Annotated in this window: 19 protein-coding genes and 3 rRNA genes; 10 read left to right on the top strand and 12 right to left on the bottom strand. The window is 44.9% G+C overall.

Annotated features, from left to right (window positions below; all coding sequences use genetic code 11):
• The first annotated feature begins 268 nt into the window (after positions 1–268).
• The 4 genes from RGE70_RS00210 to hemN all read left to right on the top strand — a co-directional run bounded on the left by RGE70_RS00210 (position 269) and on the right by hemN (position 3,729).
• Entirely contained in the window at positions 269–988 is a 720-nt protein-coding gene (locus RGE70_RS00210; RefSeq protein WP_310469549.1) for a methyltransferase domain-containing protein, read from the top strand.
• Between the two features lie 3 nt (positions 989–991).
• A complete protein-coding gene (gene yihI, locus RGE70_RS00205) occupies positions 992–1,525 on the top strand; it encodes a Der GTPase-activating protein YihI (protein WP_310469548.1) in 534 nt (177 codons plus the stop codon).
• 95 nt (positions 1,526–1,620) lie between these two features.
• Complete coding sequence (locus tag RGE70_RS00200) at positions 1,621–2,088, top strand: DUF2489 domain-containing protein (protein ID WP_310472876.1); 468 nt, start codon at positions 1,621–1,623, stop codon at positions 2,086–2,088.
• A gap of 264 nt (positions 2,089–2,352) precedes the next feature.
• Positions 2,353–3,729, top strand: coding sequence for an oxygen-independent coproporphyrinogen III oxidase (gene hemN / locus RGE70_RS00195; RefSeq protein ID WP_310469547.1), 1,377 nt, complete (start codon positions 2,353–2,355; stop codon positions 3,727–3,729).
• Between the two features lie 62 nt (positions 3,730–3,791).
• Here the strand turns inward: hemN and add are convergent, their stop codons facing one another.
• Entirely contained in the window at positions 3,792–4,787 is a 996-nt protein-coding gene (gene add, locus RGE70_RS00190; RefSeq protein WP_310469546.1) for an adenosine deaminase, read from the bottom strand.
• A gap of 220 nt (positions 4,788–5,007) precedes the next feature.
• On the opposite strand from add, the gene RGE70_RS00185 reads away from it, so the two are divergent.
• Entirely contained in the window at positions 5,008–6,795 is a 1,788-nt protein-coding gene (locus RGE70_RS00185) for a DUF885 domain-containing protein (protein ID WP_310469545.1), read from the top strand.
• A gap of 114 nt (positions 6,796–6,909) precedes the next feature.
• Positions 6,910–7,884 carry an alpha/beta fold hydrolase gene (locus tag RGE70_RS00180; protein WP_310469544.1) on the top strand — a complete coding sequence of 325 codons (975 nt, stop codon included), beginning with the start codon at positions 6,910–6,912 and terminating at the stop codon, positions 7,882–7,884.
• 475 nt (positions 7,885–8,359) lie between these two features.
• On the opposite strand, the gene rrf is transcribed toward RGE70_RS00180, so the two are convergent.
• The 3 genes from rrf to RGE70_RS00165 all read right to left on the bottom strand — a co-directional run bounded on the left by rrf (position 8,360) and on the right by RGE70_RS00165 (position 13,436).
• A 5S ribosomal RNA gene (gene rrf / locus RGE70_RS00175) occupies positions 8,360–8,475 on the bottom strand.
• Positions 8,476–8,611: 136 nt separating this feature from the next.
• Positions 8,612–11,506 (bottom strand): 23S ribosomal RNA (locus tag RGE70_RS00170).
• A 387-nt stretch (positions 11,507–11,893) separates the two neighbouring features.
• Positions 11,894–13,436 (bottom strand): 16S ribosomal RNA (locus RGE70_RS00165).
• The 16S, 23S and 5S rRNA genes sit together here, the layout of an rRNA operon.
• 622 nt (positions 13,437–14,058) lie before the next feature.
• On the opposite strand from RGE70_RS00165, the gene RGE70_RS00160 reads away from it, so the two are divergent.
• On the top strand, positions 14,059–14,616 hold the full coding sequence (locus RGE70_RS00160) for a gamma carbonic anhydrase family protein (protein ID WP_310469543.1): 558 nt from the start codon (positions 14,059–14,061) through the stop codon (positions 14,614–14,616).
• Between the two features lie 29 nt (positions 14,617–14,645).
• Here RGE70_RS00160 and RGE70_RS00155 read toward each other — a convergent pair whose 3' ends face one another.
• From RGE70_RS00155 to RGE70_RS00120, 8 genes are all read right to left on the bottom strand, one after another.
• The gene (locus RGE70_RS00155) at positions 14,646–14,921 is read right to left on the bottom strand and encodes a DUF1488 family protein (RefSeq protein WP_310469542.1); all 276 of its coding nucleotides are present in this window, start codon (positions 14,919–14,921) and stop codon (positions 14,646–14,648) included.
• 11 nt (positions 14,922–14,932) lie between these two features.
• Positions 14,933–15,748, bottom strand: a complete 816-nt coding sequence (aroE, locus tag RGE70_RS00150; RefSeq protein WP_310472875.1) for a shikimate dehydrogenase — start codon at positions 15,746–15,748, stop codon at positions 14,933–14,935.
• 42 nt (positions 15,749–15,790) lie between these two features.
• Positions 15,791–16,705 carry an oxygen-dependent coproporphyrinogen oxidase gene (hemF, locus tag RGE70_RS00145; protein ID WP_310469541.1) on the bottom strand — a complete coding sequence of 305 codons (915 nt, stop codon included), beginning with the start codon at positions 16,703–16,705 and terminating at the stop codon, positions 15,791–15,793.
• A gap of 13 nt (positions 16,706–16,718) precedes the next feature.
• Positions 16,719–17,282: an L-threonylcarbamoyladenylate synthase type 1 TsaC gene (tsaC, locus tag RGE70_RS00140; RefSeq protein WP_310469540.1), complete on the bottom strand. Its 564-nt coding sequence runs from the start codon at positions 17,280–17,282 to the stop codon at positions 16,719–16,721.
• A gap of 85 nt (positions 17,283–17,367) precedes the next feature.
• The gene (locus tag RGE70_RS00135; protein ID WP_310469539.1) at positions 17,368–17,931 is read right to left on the bottom strand and encodes a DNA topoisomerase family protein; all 564 of its coding nucleotides are present in this window, start codon (positions 17,929–17,931) and stop codon (positions 17,368–17,370) included.
• A gap of 170 nt (positions 17,932–18,101) precedes the next feature.
• Positions 18,102–18,575, bottom strand: a complete 474-nt coding sequence (locus RGE70_RS00130) for a DUF494 family protein (protein ID WP_310469538.1) — start codon at positions 18,573–18,575, stop codon at positions 18,102–18,104.
• Positions 18,576–18,577: 2 nt separating this feature from the next.
• The gene (dprA, locus tag RGE70_RS00125; RefSeq protein ID WP_310469537.1) at positions 18,578–19,597 is read right to left on the bottom strand and encodes a DNA-processing protein DprA; all 1,020 of its coding nucleotides are present in this window, start codon (positions 19,595–19,597) and stop codon (positions 18,578–18,580) included.
• Positions 19,598–19,745: 148 nt separating this feature from the next.
• Complete coding sequence (locus tag RGE70_RS00120) at positions 19,746–20,846, bottom strand: LysM peptidoglycan-binding domain-containing protein (protein WP_310469536.1); 1,101 nt, start codon at positions 20,844–20,846, stop codon at positions 19,746–19,748.
• Between the two features lie 135 nt (positions 20,847–20,981).
• Here RGE70_RS00120 and def point away from each other — a divergent pair, with 135 nt between their 5' ends.
• From def to rsmB, 3 genes are read left to right on the top strand one after another with little or no spacing between them, the layout of a single operon-like run.
• Complete coding sequence (def, locus tag RGE70_RS00115) at positions 20,982–21,494, top strand: peptide deformylase (protein WP_310469535.1); 513 nt, start codon at positions 20,982–20,984, stop codon at positions 21,492–21,494.
• 4 nt (positions 21,495–21,498) lie between these two features.
• Positions 21,499–22,464, top strand: a complete 966-nt coding sequence (gene fmt / locus RGE70_RS00110) for a methionyl-tRNA formyltransferase (protein ID WP_310469534.1) — start codon at positions 21,499–21,501, stop codon at positions 22,462–22,464.
• 5 nt (positions 22,465–22,469) lie between these two features.
• Positions 22,470–23,750: a 16S rRNA (cytosine(967)-C(5))-methyltransferase RsmB gene (gene rsmB / locus RGE70_RS00105; RefSeq protein ID WP_310472874.1), complete on the top strand. Its 1,281-nt coding sequence runs from the start codon at positions 22,470–22,472 to the stop codon at positions 23,748–23,750.
• Positions 23,751–23,752: the final 2 nt, after the last annotated feature.

Below are 23,752 nucleotides of genomic sequence, written 5' to 3'. Positions count from 1 at the left end.
ATACCAACTCAACGATCTTGCTTTATACTTATCCTAGTTAGATTAAGTAGTTAGTTAATATAGAGTATTCGAATTTTGAAGTTTCATACACATTAATGTGTAACCCCTCACTACAGCACTATTTGGATCATCAACGAACTACTCTTTAAGAAAATGAATTTACAAGCACTTGTTAGCCTGTATGGTAGAGACTTAAGATATCTCGTTTACAGCGATTTGCTGCGGCTTTTAGCCTCTTTAGTCTGTTGAATCAAAGGGAAGTCGTTATATGCGTCGATGTCCACTATGTTTTAGTGACAACAGTACATTATTTTTTGAAAACAAAAAGCGATGCCTATACCACTGCCAGCTATGCAAAATGGTATTCGCCGATGCTAATTCACACCTTCCCCCTAATGCAGAACAACAGCAATACCGCCGAGCCAATAATAAGCGCAGACAATTATCGCAATTTTTGTTTGAACTAGTATCGCAATGTGAGACAAGTGAAAAACCGCTACTCGGTCTAAACTTCGGCAGAACATTAGACAGTAAAAGCTTACGGAGAATCACTCAACGCGGCCACCAAATAAACCAGTATGATCCCAGTATTGCTCCCTGGAACAAGCAATTAATGCAACACTATGACTTTATATGTTGCTACCGTGTTTTTGAACATTTCAGGCTGCCAAATAAAGAGTGGGCACTCATCAGTGAGCTAATAAAACCTGGCGGCTGGATAGCAATAAGCACACCTTTACTAACAGAGCTGAACGGGTTCGATAAATGGCACCACAAAAACAATTTGACCCACGTTAGCTTCTATCAGCAACAAAGTTTCAAATATCTCGCTGAAAGCGTCGGTTTTAAGCTATTATTTGCAGCAAACGACCTCATTCTGGTGCAAAAACCATCAGGATCTGATATAACACGCGGCCAAACATCAATTGTTGATAGAGATAGTTCATTTTGTCAGCAGCAGTGCCATTTAAGTCATCGAGATAAGTGAATCATGTCCCGTAGTAAGAAATCGCGTAAGAGCAACGAAAATGCTCCTAAATTAGCCCCTAGAACCAAAAAGAATGAACGTGTTCTAGCAGGTAAAAAACAAGTTGCTGGCAATAAAGCGGGAAGCCGCCATAACGCTTCGATGATAGAAAGCCAAGCTAACGGAGGCAGCGCTAAAAACAGCGACCCTCGTCACGGCAGCAAGAAGCCGGTACAGCTCAACATCGCTGTACAGAAAAAGCCTGAAAACAAGCCTAAAGGGCCTAAGCTGACCGATGAGCAAAAATTACTGAAACTTGAAGATGATCCAAGACTAAACGATCTATTGGATATGCTGGAAGAAGGTAGAACCCTTAACCCAGAAGATCAAAAGTGGTTGAATAAACAATTAACTCAGATAGAAGCACTATTAGACAAGTTAGGTTTAGATGACGAATTTGAGCAGTCACAACCAACAAAGGCCGTCAGCGATGATGACCTGTTTGATAAGTTTGAGTCTGGTGCAGATCTTTTAAAAGATTTTCAAAACAAAGACTAATACATAGAAATACCGCTACTATATGGCATCTTAATTGATGCCATATTTTTTTCAGCATTTAGACTCTCGTTCAGACTGTAACAGGATGTAGCATGATGACCACAGCGCTTATTGTTATTGCCTTATTGATTATTGTTGCCCTAGCTTCTTATGCAATCTATTTGCTCATTCATGTACGCCGGCAAAAAAAAGCAAAATTACTGAAACAACAACAGATCGCTACAACAGCTAAACTAAAGTCTGAAGAATTACTCGACAGCATCCGTTTCATTGCTGCAGCGATGCTAGAAGAGCGTTGCGAGCTATCTGAAGGGGTAATGCGAATAGTAAAGCTGTTTGGTTTACTGGGGATGTCAGAACTTGTTATTGATAAGTACCCATCAACGTTTAAGCACTTTGAAGTGATAGCAAGCCACCCTATTAAAGACGAACGAAAAGCCCTTACAAAACAACAAAGAATGAAGCTTGACCTGGCACGGATAAAGTCTGAAGGGATACTCGAAACAAGTATCTTAGAAGAGGCCAAACTATTGAGAGAATTTGACGCTAATACGCTACATTAAGCATCAACAGTCGTTATGACTGAATACCGTACTGTTTGGGCGAACAAGCATTACTTAGCTCGCAGTTATAGAAGTTTTTCATAATATAGGGTGAGTCTGTGCACAAAATCTACTTAACAACGCAGACAGGCCAACCAAATTCAGCGATATTCAGTGGATCTTTGTTACCTACATTTCATTTTTTCAACATGGATCAAGGTTATCGCATACATTTAGATGCATAATTCACATGTTGCTAAACTATCACCCGTCGGAGGACACGCCTTGAAGCAGCCCACACAAATTAGTTGGGATCAGTCAATGATCGAAAAGTACAATTACAGTGGACCACGTTATACTTCTTATCCGACTGCGCTAGAGTTTAATGACTCATTCACCGAAGATAAATTACTAACTTCTATCAAGAATAGTAAAAGTGATAAGCTTTCTCTTTATATTCACATTCCTTTTTGCGCTAAGCTTTGTTACTACTGTGGCTGCAATAAAGTTATCACTCGTCATCAGCATAAAGCCGATCAATATATTGAATATTTAGCGACAGAAATAGTTAAACGTGCGCCTCTGTTTAAAAACTATTTAGTAACGCAAATCCATTGGGGTGGCGGTACGCCAACGTTCCTATCACCTGAACAAATTCTAAGACTATCTCAGCTAGTTAAAGCAAACTTTAACGTAGCTGACATTGGTGAGTACTCTATTGAAGTCGACCCTCGAGAAATTGAACTGTCGATGCTAGATACGCTAAAAGAAGCCGGTTTTAACCGTATTTCAATTGGTGTTCAAGATTTCAATAAAAAGGTGCAAGTTGCCGTTAACCGTGAACAAGATGAGCAGTTTATCTTTGATCTCATGGCTCGCGCTAAAGAGCTGGGCTTTGTTTCAACAAACATTGACCTTATCTACGGTTTGCCACACCAAACGCCTGAGACTTTTGCCGAAACAATGCAGCGCGTGCTAGACCTTGATCCTGACCGCTTGTCAGTGTTCAACTACGCTCACCTGCCATCGCGTTTTGCTGCTCAGCGCAAAATTAAAGATGAACATTTAGCATCACCACAGCAAAAGCTCGACATGCTACACCAAACAATCGAAACTCTAACCGGTGCCGGTTACCAATATATTGGTATGGATCACTTTGCTAAGCCAGATGATGAACTATCAATCTTACAAAACGAAGGTCGTTTACATCGAAACTTCCAAGGGTATACCACCCAAGAAGAGTGTGACTTACTGGGCTTAGGTGTGTCGTCAATTAGCCAAATTGGTGACTGCTACGCGCAAAATCAAAAGGACATTCGCCCTTACTTTGAGTCAATTGACGCCAATGGCCATGCACTTTGGAAAGGTTGTGATTTAAATCAAGACGATGAAATTCGCCGTGTAGTGATCAAACAACTTATCTGTCATTTTGATCTTGATATGGCTCAGATAGACAAAAAGCTGAATATCAATTTTGAAGAATATTTTGCTGAAGACTTAAAGCTACTGCAGACCTTTATTGATGATAAGTTAGTCGATATTACTGACAGAAAGATCACTATTAGCCCTACTGGCCGTTTATTGATCCGTAATATTTGTATCTGTTTTGATGTTTACTACCGCGAGAAAGCAAGACAGCAACAGTTCTCACGCGTTATTTAGTCAATATCAACATAAAAAAACCGGCTCTCATGCCGGTTTTTTTTGTTTCTAACTGTCAGTGATTAAGCCTTTGCAGCGTATAACGCTTTACGCTCACTGTCAGAAATAAATGCCATCTCAACCCCATTACGCTGCAACTGAGCCAACTCAGCGTCACTAAAGCCCATATGCGCTTTAACAGCACGGTATTCATGAGCAATATCAATCGCACTCACTCCAGGATCATCGGTATTCAAACCAATTGGTACGCCTGCTTCCATAAAAATACGCAGTGGATGCTCTTGATAAGATGCCACTGTCGAAGTATGTAAGTTACTGGTTGGACACGATTCGATACCAATGCCGTGCTTAGCAAGGTATTCCATCAATTTTGGATCACGAATCGAATTAACACCGTGCCCAATTCGGCTGGCACCTAATGATTGAATGGCCTGCCAAACACTCGCAGCGCCCTCAGCTTCTCCTGCATGAACAGTAACCGCTAGGCCGGCATCACGAACGGCCTTAAAATGGTCCTCAAACAATGCCCCCGGAAAACCCAACTCGTCGCCAGCTAAATCCATTGCCACTAAATGCTGGCTTTGTGTCAGCAAGGCATTTAACTCTTGCAAGCATGCTTGCTGCCCAAAAGAACGAGACATTATTCCTATCAAGTTTACCTTTACACTATGTTCAGCTACACCTTGTTTAACGCCATCAATAACGGCCTCTACAACACCTTGCAAAGGCAGTTTGTGGCTCATTGCCATATAAAAAGGGCTGAAACGTAACTCGGTATAATCAAGGCCAGACACAGCTGCGTCTACCACGTTCTCATAAGCGACACGCTTTACCGCATCAAGATCGGCCAATACAGCAACCATCCAATCTAGCTTTTTTAAAAAGGCGACTAAACTGCTTTCTTTACCCTGAACTTGGGCAAAAGGAGCTAAGGCCCCAACATTTGTAGCTGGCAGTGCAATACCATGCTGCTGCCCAAGCTCCCAAATAGTTTGTACTCTAACATTTCCATCTAGGTGCCGATGCAGATCGACTAACGGAATTGATTCATTGATCATATAAAACCCTTATGTGAACTGCCTTGCCAGTTTATTGTTATTTGAGGCTAAGATAAATTGTAACATGGAGACCCACAGCTATTGCAGCTACGACGATGTTTTATAGCAGTTTAGCCCTTTCTGTCACATTTGCTTTAACTTACCTACGTGACCTTTGCAAACGCCAGCGGCATAATCAAAGTTAGAGCACAAACCGAACCATAATAATAACGGACAAACCATGTACAAATACCTGCTTCCCTCTCTGCTAGTCGTTGGATTGAGTGCTTGCCAGACCCAACCCGTACCCACCACACAGGTCAACAAAATTTCGGCAACAAAAACCGTCAATGTACAACTGCAATCAGCTATCGATACCGCTTGGCAGATAACATTAGATGAAAGCCCGAGCCTTGCATTGTCATTAGGAGACAACTCAGCAGCAGGCAAGCTACAAGACTTATCACCTAAGTGGTTGTCAGCGCTGAACCAACGGCGCAAAAACTTACTCAAAGACCTGCAAGCAATCGACACCGCGCAGCTCAGTAAAAGCGATGTTATCAATGCAAAAATATTACAAGACCAATTACAAAATAGCGTCGACCAATACCATTACAAGAGTCATTACATTCCGCTATCAGCCGAAAGTGGCTTTCATGCCTACATATCTTCAATTGCAAAGGCCAGGTTTGCCACAATGGAAGATTATCAAAATTATCTTAACCAATTGAACGCACTACCAACCTACTTTGCACAACAAACATATTGGTTAAAGCAAGGCTTAGCAGCTGGCATCACCCCTGCAAAAGTCACTCTTAATGGGTTTGAGGACAGCATCAGCGCCTTTATTGTTCCAGCTAAAGATAGCGGATACTTTCAGCCTTTCACTAAATACCCAGAACACTTTAGCGAAAGTGAAAAAGCGGCACTAACAAAACAAGGACTGCTAGCGGTTCAAAAAACTGTGTTACCGGTTTACCAAGCTTTTTACGACTTTATGGTTAACGAATACATAGTAAATGCACGTACCGACATTGCGGCCTCTACGCTACCAAATGGCAAAGCCTTCTATGAAAATCGAGTTAGGCACTTCACAACATTACCAATGACATCAGATGAGGTTCACCAATTAGGGATTAGTGAAGTTAAGCGTATTAGAGCGCAGATGGAACAGATCATCGAAGACGTGGGTTTTGACGGAACTTTTGCCGACTTTCTTCACTTTTTAAGAACCGACCCTCAATTTTACCCCGAAACGGCAGAGGAACTCTTAAAAGAAGCCGCCTATATAGCTAAAAAAGCGGACGCCATGCTACCAAAGTATTTTGGTAAATTACCAAGAAAACCCTATGGTATTGCCCCTGTACCAGCAGAAATAGCCCCTAAATATACAACAGGCCGTTACTCTGGTTCTAACCGAGATGATGAAGCAGGCTTTTACTGGGTAAACACTTACGCACTTGATAAGCGACCACTTTATGAAATGGAAGCCTTAACCTTGCATGAAGCAGTACCAGGTCATCATTTACAAATATCATTAAACAGCGAATTATCAAATCTGCCAAACTTCCGTCGTTACGGCTATATCTCAGCATTTGGTGAGGGCTGGGGCTTATACTCAGAATATTTAGGCTTGGAAGCAGGGTTTTACCAAGATCCCTACAGTAACTTCGGTCGGTTAACCTATGAAATGTGGCGTGCAGCAAGACTTGTCGTTGATACAGGAATGCACGCAAAAGGCTGGAGCCGCCAACAAGCTATCGAGTTTATGGCCAGCAATACTGCACTATCATTGCACAACGTAACTACTGAAATAGACCGTTATATTTCATGGCCAGGACAAGCACTGTCATACAAAATAGGCGAGTTAACAATCAAACGACTTCGAGCTCAAGCAGAAACGGCTTTAGGGAAGAACTTTGATATCAGAGCATTTCACGATGCAGTGTTAGCAAATGGTTCAGTGCCTATGTCCATTCTGGAGCAACAAATTAACGACTTCATCATTCAACAGCAAGCATCAATTTAACACCTAATTAATGGCCGCTATAGGCGGCCATTTTTTTATTTCTAAGGTAGCTATTATTTATTGGGAGTTTGATACACTCAATTATTGTTATCTTTGTTAATACTTGAGCCCATTATGCCCATTGCTACTGAACCTGCAATCGCCTCAAATGCTGTTAAAACATTCTCGTCAGAGCACCATTTAAATAGCGCTGAGCAAATCGCATTTTGGCAGCAGGTAACTCAATCAACATTTAAAACAACAGACGGCATATCTCTAGCTTACGCTTTCATTAAACATCCGAGCAATAAAGGCACAATAGTACTAAGTAATGGCCGTGTAGAATCATTTTTAAAGTATAAAGAATTGATGTTTGATTTATACCTACAAGGATACAGCCTATTTACGCTAGATCACCGCGGACAAGGCCTTTCAAGTAGAATAACCGTCAACTCACACCTGGGACATATCGACAAGTTCCAGCGTTATGTCGACGATTTCGACGAATTTATCAGCAAAATAGTCAAACCAAGCCATAAACAAAATTACTACTTAGTCGGCCACTCAATGGGTGGAGCAATCGGGACTTTGTACCTGGCACAGCAGCCAGACATATTTAAATCAGCGGTATTTTCAGCACCAATGTATGGTATAAAGCTACCACTGCCAACATGCTTTATTCGTAAACTCGCAGCAACGTTAGATAACCATGATAGACAGCAGCCCAACTATATCCTTGGCGGAAAAAACTATCATCCAGCGACTTTTGATAAAAACGATCTAACCAATAGCAAGTTACGCTACCTTGACTATCGAGCGCTATATCAGCAAGTAAAAACCATACAATTGGGCTCACCGACAAACCGTTGGTTAGTTGAATCAATTGATGCTGGCAGCCATGCCATTAAAGCCGCACAAACCTCAAAGGTGCCGATATTAATTCTTCAAGCTGAAGAGGACACCATTGTTTGTAATACTGCGCAAATTAAAGCGATTAGCGACTCCTGTCGCTTGATAAAAATCCCTTATGCGCGACATGAAATATTTATGGAGCGGGATCAAGCAAGAAACACAGCATTATCGGCATTACTCCACTTCTTAGAAGCATAGATGAATGACGCCTCGAACTTAAGTATCTAAACAAGCTCAGCCTACTTCGGAGTATAAGGTGTTAGTGACAATGCCTTTAACTGATGAGTGTTTAGCATTTGGGTTATGTAGCGGGCTCTTCACTTATTAGGCGCCTGGAAATAACCTACTCTCACATGGGCATAGCGGCCATACGACTTTGTTTAGTCTTTATCGATGACACTGATAAGCCTGAACGGCTTGAAAATGGCTCATGCCATAAATCGAAGATGTGAAAACCCACTAAATAGCCTAGTCACGAGTTTTGATACTGAACCGGCGCTTCAAAATATCCTACTCTCACATGGGCATAGCGGCCACACGACTTTGTATCGAGCTTAAAGCACCAAAATGTAGAGCGCTAACCTATTAATACAGCAGCCTAAAGCAGCCCAGGCCATAAATCGCAGACGCAAAAAAGCCCGCTACAGCGTAGCGGGCTCTTCACTTATTAGGCGCCTGGAAATGACCTACTCTCACATGGGGAAACCCCACACTACCATCGGCGATACTGCGTTTCACTTCTGAGTTCGGAATGGGATCAGGTGGTACCACAGCTCTATGGTCTCCAGACAAATTTGGGAAATTTGAAAAGCTGTTACTCGCTTACGCAAGTAAACTGAAATCTATTATTGAGTCACACAACATTAAGTGCTTCTAATTCTGATATGTAAAAACATCAGTCTCATACAAAACCCATCAGGGTTGTATGGTTAAGCCTCACGAGTCATTAGTACAGGTTAGCTCAACGCCTCACAACGCTTACACACCCTGCCTATCAACGTCCTAGTCTCGAACGGCTCTTTAGAGGAATTAAATTCCTAGGGATGACTCATCTTAGGACTCGCTTCCCGCTTAGATGCTTTCAGCGGTTATCGATTCCGAACGTAGCTACCGGGCAATGCTATTGGCATAACAACCCGAACACCAGCGGTTCGTCCACTCCGGTCCTCTCGTACTAGGAGCAGCTTCCTTCAATCATCCAACGCCCACGGCAGATAGGGACCGAACTGTCTCACGACGTTCTGAACCCAGCTCGCGTACCACTTTAAATGGCGAACAGCCATACCCTTGGGACCGACTTCAGCCCCAGGATGTGATGAGCCGACATCGAGGTGCCAAACACCGCCGTCGATATGAACTCTTGGGCGGTATCAGCCTGTTATCCCCGGCGTACCTTTTATCCGTTGAGCGATGGCCCTTCCATTCAGAACCACCGGATCACTATGACCTACTTTCGTACCTGCTCGACGTGTATGTCTCGCAGTTAAGCTGGCTTATGCCATTGCACTAACCGTACGATGTCCGACCGTACTTAGCCAACCTTCGTGCTCCTCCGTTACTCTTTGGGAGGAGACCGCCCCAGTCAAACTACCCACCAGGCACTGTCCCGAACCCCGATTCAGGGGCCGCGGTTAGAACATCAAAACTACAAGGGTGGTATTTCAAGGACGACTCCACAACATCTAGCGACGTCGCTTCAAAGTCTCCCACCTATCCTACACATGTAGGTTCAATGTTCAGTGCCAAGCTATAGTAAAGGTGCACGGGGTCTTTCCGTCTAGCCGCGGGTATACGGCATCTTCACCGCAATTTCAACTTCACTGAGTCTCGGCTGGAGACAGCGTGGCCATCATTACGCCATTCGTGCAGGTCGGAACTTACCCGACAAGGAATTTCGCTACCTTAGGACCGTTATAGTTACGGCCGCCGTTTACCGGGGCTTCGATCATGAGCTTCTCCGAAGATAACCCAATCAATTAACCTTCCGGCACCGGGCAGGCGTCATACCGTATACTTCCTCTTGCGAGTTTGCACAGTACTGTGTTTTTGATAAACAGTTGCAGCCACCTGGTATCTGCGACTGCCAACAGCTTAGGAAGCAAGTTCCATCACCGTCGGCAGCGTACCTTCTCCCGAAGTTACGGTACCATTTTGCCTAGTTCCTTCAGCCGAGTTCTCTCAAGCGCCTTGGTATTCTCTACCCAACCACCTGTGTCGGTTTGGGGTACGATTCCTACTAACCTGAAGCTTAGAAGATTTTCCTGGAAGCATGGCATCAACTACTTCATCACCTTAGTGACTCGTCATCAGCTCTCAGCCTTAAGTAAACCCGGATTTGCCTAAGTTTACAGCCTACAACCTTAAACGCGGACAACCAACGCCGCGCTAGCCTAGCCTTCTCCGTCTCTCCATCGCAGTTAGCAGAAGTACAGGAATATTAACCTGTTTCCCATCGATTACGCCTTTCGGCCTCACCTTAGGGGTCGACTCACCCTGCCCTGATTAACATTGGACAGGAACCCTTGGTCTTTCGGCGAGGGAGTTTTTCACTCCCTTTATCGTTACTCATGTCAGCATTCGCACTTCTGATACCTCCAGTGTGGGTTACCCCTTCACCTTCAACGGCTTACAGAACGCTCCTCTACCGCTTGCTAGTAAACTAGCAAACCCATAGCTTCGGTGTATTGCTTAGCCCCGTTAAATCTTCCGCGCAGGCCGACTCGACTAGTGAGCTATTACGCTTTCTTTAAATGATGGCTGCTTCTAAGCCAACATCCTAGCTGTCTAAGCCTTCCCACATCGTTTCCCACTTAGCAATAACTTTGGGACCTTAGCTGATGGTCTGGGTTGTTTCCCTTTTCACGACGGACGTTAGCACCCGCCGTGTGTCTCCCGAGTAGTACTCATTGGTATTCGGAGTTTGCAAAGGGTTGGTAAGTCGGGATGACCCCCTAGCCTTAACAGTGCTCTACCCCCAATGGTATTCGCTCGAGGCGCTACCTAAATAGCTTTCGAGGAGAACCAGATATCTCCCGGTTTGATTGGCCTTTCACCCCCAGCCACAAGTCATCCGCTCATTTTTCAACATAAGTCGGTTCGGTCCTCCAGTTGATGTTACTCAACCTTCAACCTGCCCATGGCTAGATCACCGGGTTTCGGGTCTACACCTTGCAACTAAACGCGCAGTTAACACTCGGTTTCCCTACGGCTCCGCTATTCGCTTAACCTCGCTACAAAATGTAAGTCGCTGACCCATTATACAAAAGGTACGCAGTCACGGTCTCAAGAACCGCTCCCACTGCTTGTACGTATACGGTTTCAGGTTCTATTTCACTCCCCTCACAGGGGTTCTTTTCGCCTTTCCCTCACGGTACTGGTTCACTATCGGTCAGTCAGGAGTATTTAGCCTTGGAGGATGGTCCCCCCATATTCAGACAAGATGTCACGTGTCCCGTCCTACTCGTTTTCACGTAAAGTTAGTTTTCATGTACGGGGCTATCACCCTGTGCCGCTGTGCTTTCCAACACATTCCACTAACACCCTCTACGCTTAAGGGCTAATCCCCGTTCGCTCGCCGCTACTAGGGGAATCTCGGTTGATTTCTTTTCCTCCGGGTACTTAGATGTTTCAGTTCCCCGGGTTTGCCTCACAACACTATGTATTCATGTTGTGATACATGCTTATGCATGTGGGTTTCCCCATTCGGACATCGTTAGCTCAAATGCTTGTTACTAGCTCGCCAACGCTTTTCGCAAGTTACTACGTCCTTCATCGCCTCTGACTGCCAAGGCATCCACCATATACGCTTAGTCACTTAACCATACAACCCAAATAAGTCTCTATGAGAAATACTCGTTGCTTCAAGCGGGTAAGCTCAAAACAGTCGTATCGTAACTAATGGTTTCTACTTTCGCCAAAATTAGAATTTTTAACTCATTGCCGTTAAGCAATAAGCCAAGACACTTAATGTTTAAGTGTTTAGAACTCAATTTTTTAATTTCGCATTAACGCTATAAACAACAACACGAATAATCGTAATCGCTGTCCCTTTCACGTTAACACTATCAGCTTTCCAAATTTTTAAAGAACGATATCACTGCTACTTGGCAGGATATTTTGTCGCTCACCTCGATAAAGAGGAGAACAAGCAATCTGTGTGAACACTCAAACGTATTTGCATACTTCAGATGCGAGTTAGTCGTATAGGTAAGGAGGTGATCCAGCCCCAGGTTCCCCTAGGGCTACCTTGTTACGACTTCACCCCAGTCATGAACCACACCGTGGTAAACGCCCTCCCGAAGGTTAAGCTATCTACTTCTGGTGCAGCCCACTCCCATGGTGTGACGGGCGGTGTGTACAAGGCCCGGGAACGTATTCACCGTGGCATTCTGATCCACGATTACTAGCGATTCCGACTTCACGGAGTCGAGTTGCAGACTCCGATCCGGACTACGACCGGCTTTATGAGATTAGCTCCACCTCGCGGCTTCGCAACCCTCTGTACCGACCATTGTAGCACGTGTGTAGCCCTACTCGTAAGGGCCATGATGACTTGACGTCGTCCCCACCTTCCTCCGGTTTATCACCGGCAGTCTCCCTAAAGTTCCCACCATTACGTGCTGGCAAATAAGGATAAGGGTTGCGCTCGTTGCGGGACTTAACCCAACATTTCACAACACGAGCTGACGACAGCCATGCAGCACCTGTCTCAGAGTTCCCGAAGGCACTAAGCTATCTCTAGCGAATTCTCTGGATGTCAAGAGTAGGTAAGGTTCTTCGCGTTGCATCGAATTAAACCACATGCTCCACCGCTTGTGCGGGCCCCCGTCAATTCATTTGAGTTTTAACCTTGCGGCCGTACTCCCCAGGCGGTCTACTTAATGCGTTAGCTTGAGAACCCAGTGTTCAAGACACCAAATTCCGAGTAGACATCGTTTACGGCGTGGACTACCAGGGTATCTAATCCTGTTTGCTCCCCACGCTTTCGTACATGAGCGTCAGTCTTTGTCCAGGGGGCCGCCTTCGCCACCGGTATTCCTTCAGATCTCTACGCATTTCACCGCTACACCTGAAATTCTACCCCCCTCTACAAGACTCTAGTTTGCCAGTTCGAAATGCAGTTCCTAGGTTGAGCCCAGGGCTTTCACATCTCGCTTAACAAACCGCCTGCGTACGCTTTACGCCCAGTAATTCCGATTAACGCTTGCACCCCTCGTATTACCGCGGCTGCTGGCACGAAGTTAGCCGGTGCTTCTTCTGCGAGTAACGTCACACCCAAGTGCTATTAACACTTGAGCTTTCCTCCTCGCTGAAAGTACTTTACAACCCGAAGGCCTTCTTCATACACGCGGCATGGCTGCATCAGGCTTTCGCCCATTGTGCAATATTCCCCACTGCTGCCTCCCGTAGGAGTCTGGACCGTGTCTCAGTTCCAGTGTGGCTGATCATCCTCTCAGACCAGCTAGGGATCGTCGCCTTGGTAAGCCATTACCTTACCAACTAGCTAATCCCACCTAGGTTCATCCAATCGCGGAAGGCCCGAAGGTCCCCTCCTTTCCCCCGTAGGGCGTATGCGGTATTAGCAGTCGTTTCCAACTGTTATCCCCCTCGACTGGGCAGATACCTAGGCATTACTCACCCGTCCGCCGCTCGTCACCTCAGGAGCAAGCTCCCTTGTGTTACCGCTCGACTTGCATGTGTTAGGCCTGCCGCCAGCGTTCAATCTGAGCCATGATCAAACTCTTCAATTAAAGTTTTTTGCTTTACTCGGTTAAGAGCAAAACGGCTCAATGAATTATACTGTTTTTCAAAAGCCCGAAGACTTTCGAAGTTTACATATTGCTATGGTCACTCAGTGGTTCATTGAGAAATATTTTTTGATTGCTTCCTAAGAAGCAATTTCGAATAACTCAACACCTGTGAGTGCCCACACAGATTTGCTTGTCATATTGTTAAAGAGCGTGAGACTAATCTTTCAAGTCTCGCCGAAGACGCTAGGTCGTTGGCTTGAGGAGGCGTATTCTACACTCTCCAGTGTCGGCGTCAAGTGCTTATTTTAAGAAGTTTTTCAAGCGATGATTTCTTAATCAAAACCAAAACTAGAAGCCCTTTAAGCGCTTGTCACCTGGGTTCATTCTTCGAGAAGATTTAACCCTCTAACACTGCTGCAAGTCCCGTGCTACCTTACCTTGCGGTAAGTTAGTTGGCCTGCTGTGCCGTGTCAGTGGATGCGCATTATAGGGAGTTCCTGAACAAGCGCAAGTGCGTTGTCTAATATAATGTTGATTATATTTCTGTTTGACGATAAAACCCGCTGACTAGCTACTTTTTAAGCTTTATAATGCCAAAAATCGCCATTTAAAGGATATAAAGATGAGTGACTCGCAAAATAATAGGTCTGTGCGTTCATATAAAGGGATTGTGCCACAACTTAACCTTAGTGTTTATGTTGATGAAGCATGTGTTTTAGTCGGCGATATTACTTTAGACGATGATGCTAGTATTTGGCCTTTGGTTGCTGCCCGCGGTGATGTTAACCATATTCGTATTGGTAAGCGCTCGAATGTACAAGATGGTAGTGTTTTACACGTCTCGCGTAAGTCTCCTTCATTACCCAATGGTCACCCGTTGATTATTGGCGATGATGTCACGGTAGGTCATAAGGCGATGTTGCATGGCTGCAAGGTAGGTAATCGAGTATTAGTCGGGATGGGCGCAATTGTTTTAGACGGCGCGGTATTAGAAGATGATGTGATTTTAGGGGCGGGTTCGTTAGTCCCGCCGAATAAGGTGTTAGTAAGTGGCTACCTTTATGTTGGCAGTCCAGCTAAACAAGTAAGACAGCTCACCGCTGCAGAACTTGCGTTTTTACCTCAGTCTGCCGAAAACTATGTCAGGCTTAAAAATGAATATTTACAAGAAGGCCAATAGCACGTCTGCATATAGTTACTGCTAAAGCGCTATAGCAGCACGCGCCCCGACTCATCGAATGACTCCTGTTCGATGAGTCGCTCTACCTCATCTTCTATATCAAACCGATATTCATCAAATACCGCTAATGCCCAACTCGCTGTATTTTGTTGTTCGTGATTAATCACTGCCTGTGATATTTGAGCCAATTTAGCGACGCCGACACTGCATTCAATTGTGCGACCTTGAACTTGCGCCGGAAAAATAACGCTTTGTGATTGTGATTCCCAATCTTGTAGATCTGGAAACAATATACTTTGATTCATAAAACTCTCGATTAAAGCTCTGCTCGTAATTGTGTCAACACTGCTTCAACACTAGGTTTAATCTTGCGCCATATTAAAAAGCTTTGCGCGGCCTGCCCTACCAACATACCGAGGCCATCGGCAACATTTTTAGCTCCCTGTCCGAGAGCCCATTGGTTAAACGGCGTTTGTTGTTTGCTGTACATCATGTCGTAACAGACGGTATTGACGTTGATAACGTCACGACTAAGGTTGGGGATTTCACCGCTAATACTAGAGGAGGTTGAATTAATAATAACATCGTAACTCTGCCCACCATGCTCAATAGGCTGCGAGGCAACATTACCGTATTGGGCAAACATATCTACTAGTGTCTCAGCTTTTGACTTGGTACGATTTACAATCGTCAGTTTAGCTATTTCAGCTTGTAATAAGGGAAATACACAGCCCCGCGCCGCGCCACCAGCACCAACTAACAGCACATTTAAGCCTTTAAGACTACCAAAGTGTCGTTGCAGATCGGTCACTAAGCCTAGCCCGTCAGTATTGTCACCCCGTACTTTACCATTACTTAATACCGATAAGGTATTGACGGCACCAGCCAGCTGCGCCTGCTCGCTAAGTTCATCGCACAGGGCATACGCTTGCTCTTTAAAGGGCGCGGTTACGTTAGCGCCTAAGCCGTTATTTGCGACAAAAGTGCGAAAGCTAACAGCAAAACCATCGTTAGGAGCTAAAATGGCTTCGTAACTTAGCTGTTGTTTGGTTTCAACGGCAAATGCGTTATGTATTGCTGGCGATTTACTATGGCTTATCGGGTTACCAAATACTGCATATCTATCCGTCATCATTAACTCTCTTTTATTCGCACAACCATTTAGTTGCGACTTTTATAACGCTAGCCAGTCTCTAGGTGTTAAAAAATCACTATACAGTTGAGCCTCTGGACTACCGACTGCTGGAACGTAAGCATACTCCCAACGCACAAGAGGCGGCATCGACATTAAAATAGATTCGGTACGCCCGCCTGTTTGCAACCCAAATAAGGTGCCGCGGTCATAAACCAGATTAAACTCGACATAGCGACCACGTCGGTACAATTGGAACTGGCGCTCATGGTCACCAAAGGCTGTATCTTTGCGACGCTCAACAATCGGCGCATAAGCGGTAATAAAACCATTACCAACCGCTTGCATAAAGGCAAAGCTATCGTCAAAGCCTCCTTTATTTAGATCGTCAAAAAATAGACCGCCAACCCCCCGAGTTTCATTGCGGTGAGGTAGCCAAAAATACTCATCACACCATTGCTTATATTTGGGGTAAACATCTGCGCCAAACGGCTCACAAATTGTTTTTGCAGCTTGGTGCCAACCAACAACATCTTCTAAATATGGATAATAGGGCGTTAGGTCAAAGCCACCACCAAACCACCATACCGGATCTGCCCCTTCTTTATGGGCAATAAAAAAACGAACATTGGCATGTGTGGTCGGTACATGTGGGTTATTAGGGTGAATAACAAGCGACACGCCCATGGCCTCAAAACTGCGACCTGCAAGTTCGGGGCGATGAGCTGTGGCTGATGCCGGCATAGACGTTCCAGTCACATGAGAGAAATTAACGCCCGCTTGTTCAAACACAGCACCGGCTGTTAACACACGGCTTTGTCCGCCGCCACCTTCTTCACGCTTCCAAGTGTCCTCAACAAATTTCGCAGAGCCATCTAGCGCCTGTAGCTCATTACTAATTCGAGTTTGAAGATCGAGTAAGAAAGCTTTTACAACTGCTGCATCGGGTGTGCTCATTACTTTTCCTTGGTTAACCTTGTCTTATAATTTTGCCACTCTTGGCATCTATAATCGTTGAAGGTGAAAGCTGTTTCCCTAGCTCTCCAATTACAACTCCAGCAATAACCCCTTCAAATTGCTGCTTAACCTCATGAAGTGATAATGCAGGGGCTTGTCCTGATAAATTAGCACTGGTCGACACAATAGGCTTATTCGTTGCCGCGCAAAGTGCTTTAACATCGGAGTGGGCGGTTACGCGGACGGCAATAGAGTCGAAGGTGCCACTCAATAGTGCCGACAACTTTGGCTTTATCGGCATAATAAAGGTAAATGGCCCAGGCCACTTGCTGTGAACAAATGCGAGCTGGTCAGCAGTAAGTTGAGACTCATCGATGTAAGGCAGAAGTTGCAGATAATCGCCCGCGACAAGGATAAGACCTTTTTGCCAAGGTCTTTGTTTGATTTGCAGCAGCTGCTCAATGGCTGCGTCATTATCGGGATCGCAACCTAAACCGTAAACAGCTTCAGTAGGGTAAGCAATCACCCCACCTTGCTCAATCAGTTTAGCCGCATCTGCTGGCAATACTTGTAACATTTAGCTCCTTGACCCTATGTAAACCGCATCATATATATTGCTATGATTACTCAAAAGCAACATGAGTTAAAGATTGTCGGCAGATTTAGATTGGCCGCTTATATTTACAGGTTTTTTGTGGGCATTCGACTCGCATTCCCGCCGCGCCTTTACGCTCAACTAAAATCCCAAAGCCACAATCAGGACAAGCTTCGGCTCGAGGAGGAAAATTGACTAAAAAATTACACTTTGGGTACGCGCTGCAAGCATAAAAGGTTTTACCAAATCGGCTAGTACGATGCTCTATATGGCCTTGCTTGCACTTTGGGCAGTTTATTTCATCTGCTGAATCAGCTTGGTCATGTTTTTCAATATGGCTGCATTGCGGATAATTAGTGCAACCGATAAAAATACCGAATCGCCCAGACTTTACAGCCAGTTCACTTGCACATTCAGGACAGGCAGAACCCTCAATCACTTGAGTCTCAATAGATTCATGCTGCACTAGTGGCCGCGTATAGTCACAACTTGGGTAGTTATTACACCCAATAAACCCACCATGTTTACTATGCCTCACCGACAGTTCGCAACCACATTTAGGGCAGAGTTCGTACTCTTTCTCTAATGCGTGCTCATGTTTGGTAAATAGCTGTTGGTCGATTTTAGTCATGATTATCTCAGTTCATCTATGTGGCATTATTCTAGCAAACAATAAGATTAGATTTATATTCATAAAAACATTATTAATAAAAAGAGCGCTTACGCTACTGAAAGCTTGATACCTATTAAATGACGCAATAAAAAGGAGGCCTAAGCCTCCTGTTTGTCATCATTTGATATTTAAGAATGTAACCGACCATCTGGCTGCTCAAAAATAAGGTCTTCCATCTGCTCGTATGCTGATTCATGACCAGGAGCGTTAAACAGCACCATTAGGATGACCCATTTTAGATCTTCCAAACTAAGCGCCGATTCATCTAACTCCATGACACGGTCGATCACCATTTCGCGGCTTTCTACACCTAGCACTTTTATTTGCTCAAGGAACAATATAAAACCTCGGCATTGAACATCTATCTTTTCCATTTCATCTTTAGTGTAGATACGAAATGATTGCTGATCATGATTACACAGGTAAAGCGCTCCAGCCTCTTGCAGCTCAGCTAACCGCTCTAACCATGATAATGCTTTAATTATTTCCGCCTGGTGAAAACCAGCTCGGGTTAATTCTTTTGTGAGTTCGTCTTCATCGACCAAAAACTCAGCTTCACTATGCACATAGTTTTCAAATAGATACATGAGGATGTCAAACATGGCTAGCTCCTCTTAAGTCTTACATAACCACCTGGAACAGCAGTCACCCAACCTTGTAATTCAAGTTCAAGTAGCTGCTCTAATACTAGCTCTATGGCTTTTCCACTGTGCTCAACCACATAATCAACCGTTGTGGTTTCAAAACCGACACTAGCTAACAGCGAAGCAAATGGTAAATCAGAAGCTATCTCTCCCCCTATATGGTGACACGCCTTCACTTCTTCAAGGTGGCAGCCAGATAAAACACTAACTTCCTCTAAAATATCTGCTGCAGACTCTACCAATTTAGCTCCGTCGCGTAGAAGCTGATGGCAGCCCTCACTTTGGCCACTTAATACGCTGCCGGGTACAGCAAAGACTTCTCGACCCTGTTCATTCGCTAGCCTGGCACTTATCAATGACCCACTTTTCAAACTCGCTTCAACCACTAGCGTCCCGACAGTGAGGCCACTAATAATCCTATTTCGTTTAGGAAAATTACCCGCATAAGGTTTTACAAGAGGCCAAAACTCACTCATAACGCAGCCGTCATGTTGAATATCTTGGTAAATACCCCGATGCCTTTTTGGGTAGATAACCTCAACCCCTGTCCCCAATACCGCTATGCTCTGTGCCCCGCAATCAATGGCAGCCTGGTGCGCGGCGCCATCAATCCCTAACGCCATACCACTGGTAACAGAAAAATGTTGAGCTAATAGTTCCGATGACAACGAATATGCCATTTTTAAGCCGCCCGGTGTGGCATTACGGCTGCCGACAATTGCAATACTTGGCAGCATTAAGCTCCTTAACTGCCCTTTAATAAATAGCACCGTGGGGGGATCTGAAATTTGTTTTAGTAATGGCGGATAGAAAGGGTCGTCAAAATGGATAAGGTGGTTACATTCACTTTGTTGCTGCCACTCTAAGGCGGCATCAACCAAAGACAGGTCCGGTGTTAAATTGGCGCGCAGCAACGACTCTGGCAGAGGTAACGCATCGGGTTCGTGCGTTAATCGCTGCCTTAGTTCATCCACATCCATGTAGTTTAATAATTGTTTAATCCGAGCGGGTCCTAGCCCAGATACCGCGGAAACAACTAGCCAATCGACCAGTGCATCACTAATAACTCATCCTCTTTGCCATTGAGCGCAGCATTATCACCACACTCACACAAGCATTAACTCTAGACTATTCACCGGCAATCAGCGAATCGGGTGTGATTAACTTATCAGCAACCCGCACCGGTCTTTCGTTCACAAGAACCAAGCCTAAACTAACCCGTTCAAACACTTTAAAAACCATCAACTTACCGCGATACAAGTCGGGCATTTTTGTTGATTTGTCGCTCGATAGCTCTGCTAATACTTTCTCGTAACGCGTGCGGTCAATGGGTTGTACCGGAATACCGTCACCATCAATAACGACCACATCACCATCTTTAAAGATTGAGAAAACCTGCCCGGTTTCAACACCGTCATTTTCGCCTCGGTCAAGGTAAACTACATCTAACTTACCCATTTCACGAATACTTTGACCCGACGCTAACACCCGCGCCTCCGTCGCTAGTTTGGCCGCTTTTGGCGTGAAATAAGCAGACATTAACGAATCATCTTCTATCGGTAACACTCGGTAACCGGCCTTGGTTTCACGCAAACTACTCAACAGCTTAACTTTAGAGATGGCACCTGACTCAGTAACCCGGCCACTCGCGGTAAGAATCACCTCTAAACCCAAAGGCTCTCCTGCTGTGCTAGTAAATTCACGCCCGCGAGCATAAACACCAAATTTATCGCCAACAGTTAATTCGCCCTGTACGTAAATAATATCAGACGTAGCATGATGCTTAGATGGGCTCTCGCCACCCATAACTAAAGGTTGTTGTGCAAACAACTCAGGTTTAACCACTCGATTTTGCAACAAATAGGGTTGGATCAGCGATAAATTAACTGCTGGTATGGCGTCGCTTTTGGGCGAAACTCTACCAGCGGGGCTTTTAGTTAAATGTGGTTTAATTACCAAACGAGGCTCGCCGTCAATAAAGATCAACGTGAGTTTATCACCAGGGTAAATAAGGTGCGGATTCGCCACTTGAGGGTTTGCCCCCCACAACGAAGGCCAACGCCAAGGATCATTTAAGAAGTAAGCAGATATATCCCAAAGGGTATCGCCTTTTTTAACGATATAAGATTCCGGATGACCCGCTTTAAGTGTTAAGGGGGTTGCGAAAACTAACGTACAACCGAGCATAAGTGAAGCAAGTAATAATAACCGTTTCATCAAGATATCCATGCTAATTTCTCTATTATTAGAGATAAGTAGAGCTTTTGCTGTTATTGAATGCCGCTAGGGACTAAAATTGACCCATTAGCCGAAGTCAGTATAACTAACTGACTAAGATTTGACAGACTTGTTAAGAGTTTAGATATGAGTTTATTAAAAGTTTTACGTTTTCCAGATGAAAGATTACGGACGATAGCCAAACCCATCACAGCGTTTGATGGCCCATTGCAAACGCAAATCGACGACATGTTCGAAACCATGTATGAAGAAAAGGGGATTGGCCTAGCGGCGTCTCAAGTTGATTTTCACCATCAACTTATCGTAATGGACTTACAAGATGAGATAGAGCGACCAAAAGTGTTCATTAATCTTGAGATTATCGCTAAAAGCGGTGATTTCACCAATGAAGAAGGCTGCCTGTCTGTACCTGGGGTCTATGCTAAAGTCGACAGAGCCGAATTTGTCACCATCAAAGCGCTTGACCGCAACGGTGATGAGTTTACGTTAGAAGCTGAAGGCTTATTTGCCATTTGCCTACAGCATGAACTTGACCACCTAAAGGGTAAACTGTTTGTTGACTACTTATCACCACTAAAGCGCCAACGTATAAAGCAAAAGCTAGAAAAAGCAGCTCGACTAGAAGCGAAACAAGGATAAATTTTTGAAACCATTAAATGTCATTTTTGCAGGCACACCTGACTTTGCCGCACGCCATCTTCAAGCGTTGATCGCATCTGAGCATAATGTTGTGGCAGTTTATACTCAGCCCGACCGCCCTGCAGGGCGTGGCAAAAAGCTACAGGCAAGCCCAGTAAAAGCATTAGCACTTGAACATAATATCCCTGTGCTACAGCCTAAATCTTTGCGCGATGAAGCTGCACAGCAAGAGTTGTCTGCACTGAATGCTGACATAATGGTTGTGGTCGCTTATGGCTTGATTTTGCCTCAAGTAGTACTCGATACTCCACGTTTAGGTTGCATTAACGTACATGGTTCAATACTACCTCGCTGGCGTGGTGCGGCGCCAATTCAGCGCGCACTATGGGCTGGTGATACCGAAACAGGCGTAACCATTATGCAGATGGATCTCGGCCTAGATACCGGTGACATGCTGCTTAAAACGCAACTCACTATTGAAGATGAAGACACCTCTGCCACGCTATACGAAAAGCTCGCATTACAAGGCCCTGACGCTTTAATCGAAGCGCTAACCGCAATATCAGCAGGCAACCTTCCGGCAGAGAAACAAGATGAAAGCCTAGCTAATTACGCTAAAAAACTGTCAAAAGAAGAAGCTCGCATAGACTGGACAAAACCGGCCCAAGCACTATGGCGCGAAATCCGCGCGTTTAACCCGTGGCCAGTAAGCCATTACGAACATGAAGGCAGCACCATAAAAGTGTGGCAGAGCCATGTGAGCACCACCACAACTTCAGCGGTACCAGGCACTGTAATTTCAGCAGATAAAACGGGGATTAGCGTTGCCACTGGCGATGGCGTACTTACCATTACCAATATGCAACTACCTGGCAAAAAACCGCTTAGTGTGGCAGATATTCTCAACTCGCGTGCAGACTGGTTTACCCCAGGTACCCTATTCGCTAACGCAACGGACGACCAAATCTAATGGCAATGAATTTACGAGCGCTAGCCGCTAAAGTGGTATTTCAGGTTCTTGAAAAAGGCATATCTTTGTCAGTCGCCCTGCCCGACCAGCAACGACACCTCGAAAGTGGCAAAGACAAAGCCTTACTAGCAGAACTTAGCTACGGCGTGATGCGTCATTTACCGCAGCTAGACAAGCAAGTTAGCGACTGCATTAGCAAGCCACTCAAAGGCAAGCAACGCATTGTTCACCAACTGCTACTCGTTGGCTGCTACCAACTGTATTTTACCCGCATTCCGAGCCATGCCGCGATTTCAGAAACGGCAGAAGCATGCCGCCAATTAAAGTTTGAAGGAATGGTTAAAGTCGTCAATGGCGTATTACGTAATATTCAGCGTCAGGAAAAACCGCTTTCAACAGACAATGATACGCTAGCGCATAACACGCCAGCATGGATCATTAAACGCCTTAAAGCCGCTTACCCAGACAACTGGCAACACGTTATTGAGCAAAGCCATCAACGTCCGCCAATGTGGCTGCGCAACAATCAACAATCACAAACACGTGATGAATATCTAACAGCACTAACCGATGCTAATGTTGAAGCAACCGCGGGCAGTAGCAATGACGCCATCCTGCTCACCAGCCCACGCGATGTAATGCAACTGCCAGGCTTTGAAACCGGTGCTGCTTCTGTACAAGATGGTGCAGCACAATGGGCAGCTACATTGCTTGCCCCTCAAGGCGAAGAACGAGTACTTGATGCCTGTGCAGCCCCCGGCGGTAAAACCTGTCATTTACTTGAATTGGCACCAAACATAAAATTGGTCGCCGTTGATAATGATGCAAAAAGATTAGAGCGCGTCCAACAAAACCTCGATAGATTATCACTGGAAGCAGAATTAATTCATGGTGATGCAGCTAATATTGACTCTTGGTGGCAAGGTGATAAATTTGATCGCATTTTATTAGATGCGCCCTGCTCAGCAACAGGCGTTATACGTCGCCACCCAGATATTAAGTGGCTTAGAAAAAACAATGATATTGAAGAGCTAGCATCGCTACAATCACAGATATTCGATCATTGTTGGCAGTGGCTAAAACCAGGTGGCACCCTGTTGTATGCAACCTGTTCTATTTTACCGCAAGAAAATAAAGATCAAGTCAGTGCGTTTTTACAAAGAACACCTGACGCGACTTTAGTGCCAATTACGCAACAAGCCAACCCAAGTGATATCGGTTGGCAGATTTTGCCAGGGCAGGAAAATATGGACGGATTTTATTACGCTCGCCTTGTGAAGGATTAGTA

The sequence above is a fragment of the Shewanella youngdeokensis genome (assembly GCF_033180165.1).
GTDB classification, from domain to species: domain Bacteria; phylum Pseudomonadota; class Gammaproteobacteria; order Enterobacterales; family Shewanellaceae; genus Shewanella; species Shewanella youngdeokensis.
Note: the sequence above shows the minus strand (reverse complement) of the source record. Positions and strands in the feature narration are given on the sequence as shown.

Excerpts from the sequence above, each read along its gene's own strand:
- tsaC (WP_310469540.1), bottom strand. The coding sequence starts at position 17,282 with ATGTTACAAGTATTGCCAGCAGATGCGGCTAAACTGATTGAGCAAGGT.
- rsmB (WP_310472874.1), top strand. The coding sequence starts at position 22,470 with ATGAATTTACGAGCGCTAGCCGCTAAAGTGGTATTTCAGGTTCTTGAA.
- RGE70_RS00120 (WP_310469536.1), bottom strand. The coding sequence starts at position 20,846 with ATGGATATCTTGATGAAACGGTTATTATTACTTGCTTCACTTATGCTC.
- RGE70_RS00160 (WP_310469543.1), top strand. The coding sequence starts at position 14,059 with ATGAGTGACTCGCAAAATAATAGGTCTGTGCGTTCATATAAAGGGATT.
- RGE70_RS00135 (WP_310469539.1), bottom strand. The coding sequence starts at position 17,931 with ATGACTAAAATCGACCAACAGCTATTTACCAAACATGAGCACGCATTA.
- def (WP_310469535.1), top strand. The coding sequence starts at position 20,982 with ATGAGTTTATTAAAAGTTTTACGTTTTCCAGATGAAAGATTACGGACG.
- hemF (WP_310469541.1), bottom strand. The coding sequence starts at position 16,705 with ATGAGCACACCCGATGCAGCAGTTGTAAAAGCTTTCTTACTCGATCTT.
- RGE70_RS00185 (WP_310469545.1), top strand. The coding sequence starts at position 5,008 with ATGTACAAATACCTGCTTCCCTCTCTGCTAGTCGTTGGATTGAGTGCT.
- add (WP_310469546.1), bottom strand. The coding sequence starts at position 4,787 with ATGATCAATGAATCAATTCCGTTAGTCGATCTGCATCGGCACCTAGAT.
- yihI (WP_310469548.1), top strand. The coding sequence starts at position 992 with ATGTCCCGTAGTAAGAAATCGCGTAAGAGCAACGAAAATGCTCCTAAA.
- RGE70_RS00200 (WP_310472876.1), top strand. The coding sequence starts at position 1,621 with ATGACCACAGCGCTTATTGTTATTGCCTTATTGATTATTGTTGCCCTA.
- RGE70_RS00155 (WP_310469542.1), bottom strand. The coding sequence starts at position 14,921 with ATGAATCAAAGTATATTGTTTCCAGATCTACAAGATTGGGAATCACAA.
- RGE70_RS00210 (WP_310469549.1), top strand. The coding sequence starts at position 269 with ATGCGTCGATGTCCACTATGTTTTAGTGACAACAGTACATTATTTTTT.
- RGE70_RS00180 (WP_310469544.1), top strand. The coding sequence starts at position 6,910 with ATGCCCATTGCTACTGAACCTGCAATCGCCTCAAATGCTGTTAAAACA.
- aroE (WP_310472875.1), bottom strand. The coding sequence starts at position 15,748 with ATGACGGATAGATATGCAGTATTTGGTAACCCGATAAGCCATAGTAAA.
- RGE70_RS00130 (WP_310469538.1), bottom strand. The coding sequence starts at position 18,575 with ATGTTTGACATCCTCATGTATCTATTTGAAAACTATGTGCATAGTGAA.
- dprA (WP_310469537.1), bottom strand. The coding sequence starts at position 19,597 with ATGGATGTGGATGAACTAAGGCAGCGATTAACGCACGAACCCGATGCG.